We start from the raw sequence: 14,354 nt of genomic DNA on the forward strand, positions 1-14,354 counted from the left end.
TCCGTTAGTTTCTCGAAGCTGGATCGAAAACGTCGCGCAGCCCGTCGCCAAAGGCGTTGAAGGCGAGCACGAGGAGCGAAATCGCCACGCCGGGCGCGATCACCAGATGCTGGGCGATAGTCAGATATTCGCGGCTTGCACCCAGCATCGTGCCCCATTCCGGCGCCGGCGGCTGGACCCCCAGACCAAGGAAGCCGAGCGCCGAGCCGATCAGCACCGCCTGCCCGGCATTGAGGCTGAGCTCGATTATGATGACCGTGGCAGCGTTCGGGAGAATGTGCCGCAGCAGGATGCGCGTATGGCCCATGCCAACGGTGATGGCCGCTGCCACGAAATCCTCCTCGCGCAGTTCGATCACGCGACCCCGCACCAGGCGCGCCAGCGGCGGGATGAAGCTTGCGGTTATGGCAATGGTCAGCCCGGTCGCCGACGCGCCGGCGACGGAAGCGATCGCGATCGCCAGCACGATGTTGGGCACCGTCAGCAGCAGGTCGATTATGCCGGTGACGATACGATCCGTAAGCCCGCCGAAGTAGCCCGCGATCGAACCGAGCGCTATCCCGCCGATTCCAGCGAAGAACACCGAAGCGACCGCGATCGACAGTGTGAACCGCGTCCCCACGATGATGCGCGAGAGAATGTCGCGGCCGACATTGTCGGTGCCGAGCAGGTGTGCCTCCGACGGCGCCTCCAGCATCGCAAACAGATCCTGCGCCGTGGGATCATAGGGAGCGATCCGCTCGCCCAACAGGGCGAGAGCCGCAAAGCACACGAGCAAAGTGGCGCCAAGCCAAAAAAAGAGATTGATCCGGCGCGCCCCACGACGCCTGCGGCGGACTATGGCCTCAGGCATAGCGCAGTCTCGGATTGACGAAGCGGTAGATCACCTCGACCGCGATGTTGATGACGAGGAATGACACGACGAAGATCAGGACGATCGCCTGCACCAGGGTGTAGTCGCGAACCGACACCGCCGTCAGCAGCAGGTCACCGATGCCCGGCCATGCGAACAGGCGCTCGATGACCACCGACCCGCCAAGCAGATAACCGGCTTGCAGGCCGATGACGGTGACGGTGGGAATCATGACATTGCGCAGCACGTGACGACGAAGCGCAAGTCTTTTTGAAAGGCCCTTGGCGCGCGCGGTGCGCACGTAGTCCTTGCGCAGTTCTTCGATCACGACGCCACGCGTCATTCGCGCCAGGAGGGCAATCAACCGCGCCGCGAGCGCGATCGTAGGTATGACAAGCGAAGCCGGGCCACTGGCACCGAAGCTCGGCAAAAGGCCCAGGCCTACCGACAGCCAGGCGATCAGGATCATGCCAAGCCAGAAGTTTGGGATCGCCAGCAGTCCCACCACCGACAGCGAGATCAGGTAGTCCGGCAGCCTGTTGCGGTAGGCAGCGGCCACGACGCCTGCGGGAATGCCGACGACGATCGTGAGCAGGATCGCGGCGGAAGCCAGCGCCAGTGTCGCCGGTAGCCGGTTGAGAACATGCGGGAGCGGATTGCCGCGGAACGTTGTCGAGTAACCGAAGTCCCCGACAACCAGTCCCGAGACGTGTTTCGCGTATTGCTCGAGAAGCGGCCGATCGAGGCCGAGCTGAACGCGCACGGCCTCGATCTCGGCTTGCGTGGCCGTGGCCCCGGCGACGAAAGCCGCCTCGTCGCCTGGAACGGACTTGAAGATGATGAACAGGATCGTGACGACGCCGAGCACCACCAGTGGGATAGTCGCGAAGCGCTTTGCCAGAAATCCGATCATCGATACGTGTATCAGGCCTTGGCGGCGTTGCGTAGATTGGTGAAGACGATCGGCATGACGGTCACACCGGCCACTTGGTTGCGGACGGCAGAGACGTTCTCGTTGATCTGCAGCCACAGGTAGGGTGCGTCGGCCCAGACCAGCTCTTGCGCCTTGCCGAGCGCTTCCAAGCGCGCCGACTCCTCCGGAGCGCTGTCGGCGACGTTGAGCAGTTCGTCAACCGCGGCGTTGCGATAGCGGCCGATGTTCCAGACGTCCGGCTTGCCCTCGTCATCGGCATTGGACTTGAACAGAGAGGCCAAGTGATAGGTGCCCGACGCGTTGGAGGGATTGAAGCCGAACATCGCCATGTCCCATGCCAGGTTTGCCTTGTCCTGCCGGAGATGATCCCAGTATGCCCCCTTCTCGACCTTGGTGATCTGAGCGTCGACGCCGATCTGCTTGAGCGAAGCCGCAACGATCTCAGCGACCGAAACATCGCCCGGAAACAGGCCATCCGGCGCGAAGAGCGAGAGGGTAAGCTTGGCGCCATCTTTGGCGAGCATGCCATCTGAACCGGCTGTGTAGCCTGCCTCCGCCAGCAGCGCCTTGGCCTGCTCCTGGTCGAACACGGTCTCGCCGACCGACTTGTGACCGATCGCATCGAAGGCAAGCGGAGAATCCGGCGCCTTGGCGAAGCCGAAGAACACCTTTTCCGCAATGGTCGCGACCGGGACGGCGAGATTGAGCGCCTGCCGGACCTTGACGTCCGCAAGTGCGGGCCGCGTGAGGTTCATAGCGAGACCGATGGGCCGCAGGCCCGGCTTGCGCACCACTTCGACATCGGCGCTGCCCTCGAGCTGGCCGACGAGCTGGACCGGGACCGAGTCGATGACATCGACAGCTCCGGTGGTGATGGCGTTGATGCGCGTCGCGGGCTCGGCGATGAATTTGAAGACCACGCCGGACGCGCCGGGCTTCTCACCCCAGTAGCTGTCGAAGGCCGTCAGCGTCAGTTCCTGCCCCGGGTTGAAGGCCTGGACCATGTAAGGACCGGCGCCGACGGGGTTCTGCGCGAAGCCGTCTTCGCCGAACTTCTCGATCGCGGCCGGCGACACGATAGCGCCGGAACCATGGGCGAGCGTGTTGGGCAGCTGCGCGAACGGGGCGGAGGTTCTGATAACCACCGTCGTCTCATCGACCACTTCGGCTCCGGAGATCGGGTTCCACAGTGGACGGTTGGTCGTGTTGATTTCCTTGTTCATCATCCGCTCGATGTTGAACTTGATCGCGGCTGCATCGCACGGCGTGCCGTCATGGAAGGTGACACCACTGCGAAGCTTGATCTCGCACGACTGGAGGTCGTCGCTCATCGTGAACGCCTTCGCGAGCTGCGGCACGATCGTCATGTCGTCATCGAAGTCCAGCAAGCGGTCGAAGATCAACAGCGCCGCCTCGTAGCCGCCCGGATAGCCGGTAAAGGCGCCGTGCGCCGGGTCGAGCGTCAGCACGGCCGTGCTCTGTCCGTAGGTGATAACACCGGAAGCGCTCTGCGCGAAGGCGCGTATCGAGCCGACCGGCAGCGTGGAGAGGAGGGCCGCGCCTGCTGCGCCCGTGAGGAAGTGCCTGCGTTTCATGTCGTTTCTCCCATTTTCGTGTTGAGCGCTATCGGGCGCGGCAGACCTCTGCCGCGTCAGATCCAAAGTTCGTTCCATTTGAAGATCGCCGGCGTGCCCCCGGTGTGCACGAAGACGACAACGTCGTCGGGCTCGAAGCGTCCTTCGCGGATATGCGCGATCAGACCGGCGGCCGCCTTGCCGGTGTAGATAGGATCGAGAATGATTCCTTCGGTTCGCGCAAACAACCGGACGGCCTCGTCGCCGGCATCGCTCGGTATGCCGTAGCCCTTGCCCACGAAGGCTTCGGTGTTGATCACCTCGTCCTCGGCGACCTCGATGTCGAGCCCGAGAGCAGCAATCGTCTCGTTGGCGATCCTGGCGGTGCGGGACGGCAGGTCGAATTCGGCGGTCGCGCAGATCGCCTGCATGATGAAATCGGCCCCGAGCAACTTTTTCGCCAGCATGATGCCGGCCGAGCCCTTTCCGCTCGAAGACATGTAGAAGTAGTCCGGCTTGAGTTCGCGGGCCTCGAGTTGCTCCATAACCTCGAGCGTCACCTCGAGATAGGCCACGGCCGAAGCAACATCGAACATCGGGTTGTCGTTAAGAATATGGGGGCGCCCGCCGCTCGTGCGCACCTCCTCGGCCAGACTGTCGAGCATCGCTCGCTGCTCTCGCTGGTCGGCAGCGAAGTGCACGTCCGCTCCAAGCAAATAGTCGACGAGCAGATTGCCCTGGACGTTGTTGGGCCGCCGCCCCTCCAGAACGAGGATCGTCTTCAGGTCGAGCTTGTTGCAGGCGCCAACGGTTTGACGGGCGGAATTCGACTGTAGGTCGAGTCCGACGATCACCGTGTCCGGGTCGTCCTTCATCGCATGAGCGAGACGGAATTCGAGATTGCGCAGCTTGTTGCCGCCGAGAGCCACCCCCGTCAGGTCATCGCGCTTCACGAAGATGCGTGGCCCGCCGAGCGTGCGGGAAAGGTTGCGAGCCTCCTCGAGCGGAGTGTTCTTCAAGGCAATGTCGAGCCGTGGCAGGGTCGCGATCCGCTCGCGGATCTGCTGGTGGCTCATGACCGCCGTTTCAATCATTCCAACAACCTTCCCGCCTCCCGAAGACCCGCCTCGAAAGCGTCAGCGCCATCTTTCGACGCGCCATCTCGATATGCTTTCCTGAAAATGTCCAGTATACAGGACACTTGTCTCGTGTTAGAGACAGAATATCAGCCTCTCCGAATTGCGCAAGAGATAGCTTTTGTGAATGCACTTTCGCCCGCCACGACGGAGACGACGCAGCGCCGCGAGCGCAGTGTCGACCGGATCCTGCAAATCCTCGAATTCCTCCATGCGCACGGCGAGGGCATCCGCATCGGCGCGCTTGCCAAGGCGCTGAACGCGCCGCGTTCATCGACCTACACCCTGGTCAACGACCTCACGGAAGCCGGCCTTCTGGAGATCTCGCGGGATGACGGACGCATCTTCTTTGGTAAGCGGATGTATCTCTACGGCTTGAACTACATTCGCGAGAACTCGCTCGCCAAGCGAGCACGCATGGAGGTCGACCGGCTTGCCAAGGAAACCGGCGAAACCAGTGAGTTCTGCATGCTGCAAAACGGACGTTACACGATCATGCACATGCGGCCGGGCAACAGGCCGTTCCGGATCAGCTCGGCGGTCGGTCTCCAGATTCCTATCCCCTGGACGGCTTCCGGCCGGCTATTGCTTGCCGGAAGCAGTCGCTGTGAAATCGAGGAACTCATTGCAGAAGAGGACTTGATCCTACCCGACGGGCGACGCATCGACATTGAAGAGTTCATCGACGCGATAGAAGTGGCCCAGCGCGAGGGTTTCTGCCTGACCAAGGGCCTGGTCGATGCGGTGACGCAGTGTCTCGCAGCCCCGATCTACGGTGCCGATGGCAAAGTCGAGGCCACCATCTGCTTGGTTCTGCCGGTCGACCTGTCCGACGACCAGACCACCAACCTGCGCGATCGGCTGCTAGAGAGTGGACGAAAATTGTCGTCATGCTAGGTGCCTGAAGTCGCAGCGTCCCCACTCCGGGATGCGACGATGATGGGACTTCTCGATCTGTCCACGTCCTTTCGCGGCATCGGTATCCGCTGCTCGCCGGAAGCCTCCACACCACGCCGCTAAATTTGGCTTCCCACACAGAAAGCGACCTCTTGCCAAGTTGTAGGATGATAGTATCATCTGATCCCAGAAAGTAGGGGTCATGGTGCTCACTGCCTCCGACACGTCTCCCATTGAGAACCTCCACGCCGATTTGGTGAGATCGGTGGGCGGAGCGGCGGTCCTCGTCGAGCGGGAGGATAAGGCCGGTTACCTGACCGACTGGTCTGGAGACTGGACGGGTGACGCCTTCGCGGTGGTGAGACCCAGCTCGGTGGCGGAGGTTCAGGCCTGCGTGAAAGTCTGCCGCCGTCACGGGATCGGCATTGTGCCTCAGGGCGGCAACTCCGGGCTTGTCGGAGGCGGTTTTCCGCCTTCCACCGTCCAGAACATGGTGGTCGTCAGCCTCTCGCGGCTGAACGCCATCCGGCGGGCCGATACGGCAAATGCAACGCTCGACTTGGACGCTGGCTGCACACTCCAGAAGGCGAAGGACGCGGCGGATGCGATCGGCCTACAGTTTCCTCTCGCACTCGGAGCGCAGGGGAGTTGCCAGATTGGTGGGAACGCGGCCACCAATGCTGGTGGTGTCAACGTGCTACGCTTCGGCATGGTCCGCGACCTGATCCTGGGACTTGAAGCGGTGCTTCCCGACGGGTCGCTCTGGAGTTCGATGCGCGGCCTGCGAAAGGACAATCGTGGCTACGACATGAAGCAGCTTTTCATTGGATCCGAGGGCACGTTGGGACTAATTACCGGGCTCTGCCTGAAGCTCCATCCGAAGCCCGCGAAAATCGAAACCGCGTATGTCGGCGTCGGCTCCATCGAGGATGCCATGACGATTAGTGCTCTGGCGCGCAGCGAACTCTCTGAACTCGTCACCGCCTTCGAAATCGTAGGCTCCGAATGCCTTCCGCTCGCGCGGCTCATCGACGAGGGGCTGACCTTGCCTGTCTCGTCCGCATTTCCTTTCCATGTTCTGATCGAGCTCTCGTGCGGAAAGCGCCTGGACGGCCGCGTGCTCCTGGAGGGTTTTCTGGCCGACATGATGGCGCGAGGCCTCATCGGAGATGCCGCGGTGGCCCAGAGCGACCGGCAGGCGCGCAGCTTTTGGGCCATCAGGGAGGGCCTCGTTGAGGGACAGGCGCGTCGCGGCTATCACGTGCGCAGCGACGTCTCGGTCAGGCTCGGCGATGTGCCGGCCTTCGTTGCCGCGGCACGAGCTTTTGCCGCGCGGGATTGGCCCGACTGGACGCCGCAGGTCTATGGCCATGCCGGCGACGGAAACATCCATTTCAATCTCCTGCCGCCGCTCGGGATGCACCGCCGAGATGCACGAGAACACGGCCAGCGCATCACCAAAAGCCTTTTTGCGATCGTCGAAGACTTCAAAGGCTCGATCAGCGCGGAGCATGGCATCGGCAGAGCGCGGATAGGAGCCTTCTGGCAAGGGCTGGGCGAGGTGGAGCGGCGGACTATGCGCGCGATAAAGGACTCCCTTGATCCTCACGATATGATGAATCCGGGATGTCTATTTCCGGTTCTAGAGGAACAGAAATGAGAGAACGATCCAGCAGCATCGGTGTATTCGAGGCGCTTCCCGGGCGTGTTGCTTCCCTGCTGTCCCAGGAGATCCAGACCGGAGGTTTCAAGCCAGGCCATCGGCTGCCTACCGAGCAGCAACTCGCAGACCGATTCGGCGTCAGTCGCAATGTCGTGCGCGAAGCCGTCGCGCAATTGCGCGCCGACGGGGTCATCGAGGCGCGCCAGGGCGTCGGCGCCTTCGTGCTCGCACCCGAGCAGCGGGCCGCGATCCGCATCGACCGCGATGCGCTTATGGACGGCGACAACATGGAGCGGCTGTTCGAGCTGCGCTGCATCCTGGAAGCGGAGGCGGCGGGGCTGGCCGCCGAGCGACGCACATCGGAACATCTCGTAGCCATCAAGACCGCGCTCGACCGCATGAGCGGTGAAGAGCGATGGGAAGACGGCAGCATCGAAGCGGACCTCGCTTTCCATCGGGAGATCGCGCGAGCAACCGGCAACAGCTACATCCATACGTTCATTTCCTTCATCTGCGAGCAGATAAGGCGTTCGATCCATTATGCGCGCGCGGTGAACCCGCTGCACGATCTCGTGGATGTCAATGTCGGCGAGCACGTGCTGATCTACGAGGCGCTCGTTGCCGGTGAGGCCGACGCCGCCGCGGACGCCATGCGCAGCCATATCATCAGCGCCGCCGAGCGGGTTGGCGTGCGCCTAGGGAACACCAGGAACGGCCAGGAAACCAGGAGCAGCCAACCATGACATTCGGAACCGAGCAGCGCATTTCCGACATCTGCCTGCTGGTGGAGGATATCGAGCGCACCGTCGATTTCTATGTCGACAAGCTCGGCTTCCGGCTGCGCCGCCGGGCTGAAGGCTTCGCGGATTTCCACGGGGTCGGCGTCACGCTTGCCGCCTGGGAGATCGACCACATCAACCGCCACACCGGCGTGTCCAACGCGCGCGCTCCACGCTCTGTCCACAAGGCGTGCGTGGCGGTAAATCTCGCATTGCCCGCCGATATCGACCGGATCCATGGCGAGCTGTCGGCGAAAGGCGTCCCCTTCTACAGGCCGCCGGCCGACTACGTCTGGAACGCGCGATGCGCCTATTTCACCGATCCCGATGGCACACTCTGGGAGCTCTACGCCTGGCTCGACGGCGGCCCCGGCGACTATCACGACGAACAGCCGTGACCCACACCGCCGGACATGGGACCGGCGGGACGCAACAATGACAAAGGGGAAAGATCATGACAGGACATTTCTACCACCGCATTGACCGCAGAATCCTCCTCAAGACCGGCGCGGCGGCAGGCCTGCTCGCCGTTGCGCCGGGCATCCAGCTCCTCTCCGCGACATCCGCGAGGGCCGCTGCCAAGCTTGTCATCCAGTATGACTGGCTGATGTCGAACGGCCAGATCGGCGACATCGCGGCCATGAAGAACGGCTACTTCGAGGAAGCCGGCTTCGAGGTCACGTTCAGCCCCGGCGGACCGAACTCGGCGACCGTGCCGCCGGTGATCTCGGGCTCGGCCCAGCTCGGGCAGTTCTCCGAAACACCGCAGCTCTTCGCCGCCCGTGCGAGCGGCGTGCCCGTCCGCATCATCGCCTGCGGCTTCCGCACCGGCCCCTATGCGCTGACCTCCAAGCCAGGCAAGCCGATCAATGGCGTGGCCGACCTGAAGGGCAAGACGATCGGCATACAGCCGACGGCGCGTTTCCTGATGGACGCCATCCTGTCCAAGAACGGCATAGCGCCCGCCGACGTGAACGTCATCAACGTCGGTTTCGACAAGGGGCCGCTGGTGCGCGGCGAGGTCGACGCCATCGGTGGCTGGATCACCAACACCCAGGCGCTCTCCGTGGTCGGCGAGGATCGCGTCGATCTCCTCGTCCGCGACCTTGGTCTGGACTCCTACGCCAACGTCTACTCGCCACCGACAGCGCGATCGACAGCGACGCCGACACGCTGGCGAAGTTCATTGGCGCGGTGGCGAAAGGCTGGGGCTGGGTGCACGCCAACCCGCAGGAGGCCGTCCAGACGATGGTCGGCGCCTATCCGGAAATGGATCTCGGCTGGGAGGAGAAGACGATCGACCTGATCCTCAAGCTCTCCTTCGACGAGAACACCGCCGCCGGCGGATGGGGCACGTTCAGCCCCGAGTCGCTCGACAGCCAGCTGTCGCTGCTCGACAAGGTCGGCCAGTATCCGAACGGTCGGCCGAAGACCGAGGACGTCCACACGACGGCGATCCTCGACCTGACGGCCGACAGCCGGCCGAAGCTCGCCGCGCCCGGCGCCTGAGCCGATGCCGCAAGCCGTTCGGACGGTCGGTCTCGACGTCGGCTATCCGACGGCCAGGGCACCCGTCATCGTCATCACCGGCCTCGACCTCACCGTCGAGGCCGGTTCCTTCCTGTCGATCCTCGGCCCCTCGGGATGCGGCAAGTCGACCCTGCTTCGCGTGGTGGCGGACCTCCTGCCGCCGCTCTCCGGAACCGTCGAGGTGCTCGGCGAAACCGCCGCCTCCGTGCGCAGCCGGCGCGACGTCGCCTTCGTCTTCCAGGATTCCACGCTGCTGCCCTGGCGCTCGGTCAGGGAAAACGTCTGTCTGCCACTCCAGGTCGGACGGGCGAGCCTGACACGCGCGATCTCCGACCAGAGCGAAGCCCTGCTCGACCTGATGGGTCTGTCCGGCTTCGGCGACCGCTATCCCAACCAGTTGTCCGGCGGACAGCGGCAACGCGTCGCGATCGCGCGGGCGCTGATGGGCGAGCCCAAGCTGCTCCTCATGGACGAGCCGTTCGGTGCGCTCGATGAGATCACTCGCGACCGCCTGAACGACGAACTGCTCAACCTCTGGCGACGGACGGGAACGACGATCCTGTTCGTCACGCACTCGATCGCCGAGGCGGCCTACCTCGGAGAGCGCGTCATCGTGCTCGCCGCCAACCCCGGGCGCATCTGTCTCGACCGCGACCTGAAGCCCATCAAGCAAGCGCAAAACCGCTGCAAGCGCGAGGACCCCGCCCTGGTCGCCGCGATGGCGGAGCTGCGCGCCGCGCTGGCGGAGGCATTGTGACACCGCTCCCGCCCCTTGCCCGGACCGTGCTGCCCGTCGCGGGAGCCGCCTCCCTCGTCGTCGCCTGGCAATATCTCCTTCCGATGGCCGGCGTGCCCGCCTACATCGTGCCTACGCCGACGGCGGTCTTTGCCGTGCTGGCACGCGACGCGGCCCTCCTGTCGGGCCACTTCTGGCCGACCGCCATCGAAGCCGGCGCCGGCTTCCTCATCGGCAATCTCGCCGCGATCCTGCTGGCGGTCGTCTTCGTCCACAGCCGCGTGCTGCAGGCGGCCTATTTTCCCGTCGTGCTGTTCTTCAACACGATTCCGGTGCTGGCGCTCTCGCCCATCATCATCCTGATCTTCGGCTTGGGCATGACGCCCAAGATCGTCATCGCAGCAGTCATCTGCTTCTTCCCGACGCTGATCAACATGATCAGGGGCCTGGATTCGGCGGGGACCAACGAGCACGAACTGTTCCGCATGCTGTCGGCCAGCCGCTGGGAGGTATTCTGGCGCCTGCGCCTGCCTCGCTCCATGCCGCTGCTCTTCTCCTCGCTCCGGATCAGTTCGGCCACCGCCGTCATCGGCGCGATCGTCGGCGAGTGGATCGGCTCCGACAAGGGGCTCGGCGCGCTGATCATCCAGGCGACCTTCAACTACCAGTCCGACCGCCTGTATGCCGCGATCGTGCTGTCATCCCTGCTGGCCATCGGCATCTTCGCCATGGTCGTGGCGGCCGAGAGGCTCGTCGTCCGGGAGCCCTGATCCCGAGGAGGGCCTGTCCCTCCGCCTTCGGGTGTGGAGTGTTCTCACCCCGCCTGCGCAGGCGGCACGGCGGCGAGATCGAAGCCTCGGATCACCTCGACCAGCCGCTTCGTCTTCTCGATGTCGAAGACCTGCTGCGGCCCCTCCGGAGCCTTGTCGATGAACGGGCTTTCGTAGAGCAGACCCGGGTCCATCGCCCCCTTCTCGGTCAGATGCTCGATCACCATGTCGATGAACTCGATCTGCTCCGCCGTCGCCGCGCTGTCGCCCAGGAACTCTCCGAAAGCCTCGACGACGGCATGGCGGTCGAGGCCGACGAGCGCGCGGATGAAGGCGGCAAAGCCGTGGGCCAGCTGCGTTGCCTTCTCGAAGTGCCCGGCATCGCCGATGCCGGCGGCAAGCAGCATCTGCTGCAGTTCCTCGATGTCCGTCGGGGTGAGAGGTTTGCCGTGCCGGAGCTTGGCGATGGCGATGTGGTCTTCGTGCTCGCGCAGGAAATGCCGGGCCTTGCGCTTGAAGCGGGTGAAGTCGACCTCGCCCACCTGCGGCAGGTCGAGTTCGGTGCCTTCGCCGAGTTCGTCGATGAAGTTGGTGTAGACGATCGCCTTCCGGCGCTTCTCGATATGGTGGACGAGCCCGCGCAGGCGCAGCCGCACCAGTTCGAGCAGCGGCACGGTTATCCCCTCCCACCAGATGTCGGAGAGGACGTCGAGGATCAGCGCATGCTGGGCGGCAATCGCCGGAATGGCCGTCTGCTCGTCCAGCGCCGAGGCGATCTCGACCAGCTGCCTCTTCAGCCTGTCGAAGCGCTTCGAGCCCTTCATCAGCGCGATCTGAAGATTGAACATCAGGAGGTCGAAGCGCTTGGCCTCTTCCGGCTCGCTCTTCATCTGGTTCGGCAGCGGCGCGATCTTGTCGACCAGTTCCTCACGCATCGCCTCGGAGAGCGTCGCCCAGGCGTCGGGCGCCTGATATTTCTCGACCAGCTTGCGCTTGCCGCGCACGATGAAGTTGTCGAGGTTCATCGTCGCGACATAGGTCTTCAGGAAATCGAGCGCCCCGGCGCGGATCGTCTCCTCGCTCGGCGGCGCATCCTGGCCTGCGTCGTATCCGGTTCCCTCTTCCTGGAACGAGCCCTGCACGAGGAGACTGTGCTTCTCGTCAAGAGCGCGGACCAGATCGAAGCGCGCGGCAAACAGCCGCTCGCTGAGGGATCGGGCGTTCTTGCCCTCGTCGGGCTTGGGGTTCTGGCGGAAGAATTCCAGGTTCTGGCAGTAGTCGAAGACGCGGAAGAACTCCTTGTCCTCGCCGGGGCCGAAGAGATCCGGGCACAGCCGGGTGCCGCGGCCGATGATCTGCCAGAACTTGGTCTTTGAGCGGATCAGCTTGAACAGGACGAGGTTCACCACCTCCGGCACGTCGATGCCGGTATCGAGCATGTCGACGGAGATGGCGATGTGCGGCGCGCCGTCCTTCTTCGAGAAGTCGTCGATCAGGCTCTGGGCGTAGTCGGTCTTGAACGTGATGACGCGGGCGAAATGCCCGGCGAGATGCGGATAGGCCAGGTTGAACCGCTTCTCGATGAATTCGGCATGGGCCTGGTTCTTGGCGAAGACGATCGTCTTGCCCAGCCGGTCGCCGCCCGCGACCTTCAGGCCGTCGATCATCACGTGCTTCAGCACCTGGTCGACCGTGTCGGCGTTGAACAGCCATTTGTTGACCGCTTCGGGGTCGACACTGTCGGGCGGGTCGCCGTCCTCCTCGTCCCATTCCAGCATGTCCCAGGCTTCCTTCTCCGCCTCGGAGAGATCGTCATAGGCAATGCCTTCGCGCACGAATTTGAGCGGCACGGAGACCGCGCGCGGCGGCACGAGGAATTCGTCCTCCACTGCCTTGTCCAGCGAATAGGCGTCGGTCGGCACGCCGTCCTCGAGGTCGAACAGGCCGTAGGTGTTGTGGTCGACGTCCTCCTTCGGCGTTGCCGTCAGGCCGACGAGCAGCGAGTCGAAATAGGAAAAGATCGCGCCGTAGCGCTGGTAGACCGAGCGGTGGGCCTCGTCGATGATGACGAGATCGAAATGGCCGGGCCCGAAGCGGGCGGTCCCGCCCTTGCGCTCGTCGATGAGGTTCATCATCGTCGGATAGGTGGAGAGGAAGACGCGGCCCTCGGCACCCTTCTCCGTCACCAGATTGACCGGCGACGTCTCCGGCAGGTGCGCCTTGAAGGCTTTCGCCGCCTGGTTCACCAGCGCGACGCGGTCGGCAAGGAAGAGCACGCGTTTCACCCGGCAGGCGCGCATCAGCATGTCGACCAGCGCGATCACCGTGCGCGTCTTGCCCGAGCCGGTCGCCATGACGAGCAGCGCCTTGCGCTGGCGCTTCGCCTCGAAGCTGTCCTTGACGCGGGCGATGGCCCGCTCCTGGTAATAACGGTCGGCGATCTTCCGGTTCAGCGGGATCGTCGCCATCGGCTTGACCGACGTGCGCCGCTGGATCGCAAGTTCCAGCTCGGCCTTCTTGTAGAAGCCGGAGACGGCGCGCGGCGGATAGGCGGCGTCGTCCCAGATGAAATGCTCGTAGCCATTGGTGTAGAAGATCACCGGCCGCTGGCCGAACTGCGCTTCCAGGCAGTCGGCATAGAGTTTGGCCTGCTGCTGTCCGGCGGTCGCATCCCGCTTGGTGCGCTTGGCCTCGATGACGGCGAGCGGCTTGCCGTCGTCGCCCCACCGCACGTAGTCAGCAAAGCCCTTGCCTTCGGCGTTGGGCATGCCGGTGACGGGAAATTCCCGGTCCCGCGCCGCGCTCAGCGGCCAACCGGCTTCCTTCAGCAGGAGGTCTATATAGAGGTCGCGGGTCTGTGCTTCCGAATAGTCGTGATGGTCCGGCCGCGCCTCATTGGCGCGGCGGATCCGGTCGCGCTCGGCGCGGGCGGCGTCAAGCTCGGCGTCGAGATCGTCCTTGTTGCGCAGGAGATCGGCAAAGGCCTTGTCGCGCGCCTCCATCTCGGCCTTCAGCCGGGTCAGCTCGGCAAAGGCCTTGCGGACGAGATCGTCCTTGCGGGTGAGCAGGTCAGCGTCGAAGGCGAGCCCGTCCGGCGGCGGCGCCTTGGCATAGGTGCGGGCGAGCCAGAAGGTCAGGTGGAAGAGTTCGCGCACGGCATCCGCCGCGTCCCTGGCCGAGGTGTCCTTCGTCTCGTGCACCGCGCGGTTGCCGATCCGGATGATCAACCTGGCCTTGGTGAACACGGCCTGGCCGGCGCGCTGGACGAAGCTCGGTTCGTGGATCAGCGCCGAGATGCGGTCGTCATAGGGAAAGTGCAGGCCGCCGTCGTTCCTGTAGGCCCACTGCACCGCCAGCTCGACCGTGCGCCGGGCGTAGAAGGCGGCCGAGCGCGGATCGCCGGCAGCATGACCCTCCGCCCGCTTCGCGCTGTCGAAGATCTCGGGAAACTCGGCGGCGAGGAAGGCGAAGTTGGACATGGT

At 64.1% G+C, this 14,354-nt stretch carries 11 protein-coding genes and 1 pseudogene; 7 read left to right on the forward strand and 5 right to left on the reverse strand.

Annotated features, from left to right (window positions below):
* Positions 1 to 4: 4 nt before the first annotated feature.
* The 4 genes from BSQ44_RS20100 to BSQ44_RS20115 all read right to left on the reverse strand — a co-directional run bounded on the left by BSQ44_RS20100 (position 5) and on the right by BSQ44_RS20115 (position 4,455).
* Positions 5 to 697 carry an ABC transporter permease gene (locus tag BSQ44_RS20100; protein ID WP_157894642.1) on the reverse strand — a complete coding sequence of 231 codons (693 nt, stop codon included), beginning with the start codon at positions 695 to 697 and terminating at the stop codon, positions 5 to 7.
* A 148-nt stretch (positions 698 to 845) separates the two neighbouring features.
* Positions 846 to 1,766, reverse strand: coding sequence for an ABC transporter permease (locus tag BSQ44_RS20105; protein WP_072606884.1), 921 nt, complete (start codon positions 1,764 to 1,766; stop codon positions 846 to 848).
* 11 nt (positions 1,767 to 1,777) lie between these two features.
* Positions 1,778 to 3,382, reverse strand: coding sequence for an ABC transporter substrate-binding protein (locus tag BSQ44_RS20110; RefSeq protein ID WP_072606885.1), 1,605 nt, complete (start codon positions 3,380 to 3,382; stop codon positions 1,778 to 1,780).
* Positions 3,383 to 3,438: 56 nt separating this feature from the next.
* A complete protein-coding gene (locus BSQ44_RS20115; RefSeq protein ID WP_083534833.1) occupies positions 3,439 to 4,455 on the reverse strand; it encodes a pyridoxal-phosphate dependent enzyme in 1,017 nt (338 codons plus the stop codon).
* A 165-nt stretch (positions 4,456 to 4,620) separates the two neighbouring features.
* On the opposite strand from BSQ44_RS20115, the gene BSQ44_RS20120 reads away from it, so the two are divergent.
* From BSQ44_RS20120 to BSQ44_RS20150, 7 genes and pseudogenes are all read left to right on the forward strand, one after another.
* The gene (locus BSQ44_RS20120) at positions 4,621 to 5,394 is read left to right on the forward strand and encodes an IclR family transcriptional regulator (protein WP_235633275.1); all 774 of its coding nucleotides are present in this window, start codon (positions 4,621 to 4,623) and stop codon (positions 5,392 to 5,394) included.
* Between the two features lie 202 nt (positions 5,395 to 5,596).
* Positions 5,597 to 7,054, forward strand: a complete 1,458-nt coding sequence (locus BSQ44_RS20125; protein WP_083534835.1) for an FAD-binding oxidoreductase — start codon at positions 5,597 to 5,599, stop codon at positions 7,052 to 7,054.
* Positions 7,021 to 7,800 (forward strand): FadR/GntR family transcriptional regulator, encoded by a 780-nt coding sequence (locus tag BSQ44_RS20130; RefSeq protein ID WP_235633276.1) that lies wholly within the window; start codon positions 7,021 to 7,023, stop codon positions 7,798 to 7,800. The genes BSQ44_RS20125 and BSQ44_RS20130 overlap by 34 nt, the downstream gene beginning before the upstream one ends.
* Complete coding sequence (locus BSQ44_RS20135; RefSeq protein ID WP_072606887.1) at positions 7,797 to 8,234, forward strand: VOC family protein; 438 nt, start codon at positions 7,797 to 7,799, stop codon at positions 8,232 to 8,234. The genes BSQ44_RS20130 and BSQ44_RS20135 overlap by 4 nt, the downstream gene beginning before the upstream one ends.
* A gap of 56 nt (positions 8,235 to 8,290) precedes the next feature.
* Positions 8,291 to 9,345: pseudogene (locus BSQ44_RS20140) on the forward strand (ABC transporter substrate-binding protein).
* A gap of 4 nt (positions 9,346 to 9,349) precedes the next feature.
* Positions 9,350 to 10,123: an ABC transporter ATP-binding protein gene (locus BSQ44_RS20145; RefSeq protein ID WP_072606888.1), complete on the forward strand. Its 774-nt coding sequence runs from the start codon at positions 9,350 to 9,352 to the stop codon at positions 10,121 to 10,123.
* The gene (locus BSQ44_RS20150; protein WP_235633277.1) at positions 10,120 to 10,872 is read left to right on the forward strand and encodes an ABC transporter permease; all 753 of its coding nucleotides are present in this window, start codon (positions 10,120 to 10,122) and stop codon (positions 10,870 to 10,872) included. The genes BSQ44_RS20145 and BSQ44_RS20150 overlap by 4 nt, the downstream gene beginning before the upstream one ends.
* Before the next feature lie 44 nt (positions 10,873 to 10,916).
* On the opposite strand, the gene BSQ44_RS20155 is transcribed toward BSQ44_RS20150, so the two are convergent.
* Positions 10,917 to 14,351, reverse strand: a complete 3,435-nt coding sequence (locus BSQ44_RS20155) for a DEAD/DEAH box helicase family protein (RefSeq protein WP_072606890.1) — start codon at positions 14,349 to 14,351, stop codon at positions 10,917 to 10,919.
* Positions 14,352 to 14,354 lie beyond the last annotated feature (3 nt).

Source organism: Aquibium oceanicum (assembly GCF_001889605.1).
GTDB lineage: Bacteria > Pseudomonadota > Alphaproteobacteria > Rhizobiales > Rhizobiaceae > Aquibium > Aquibium oceanicum.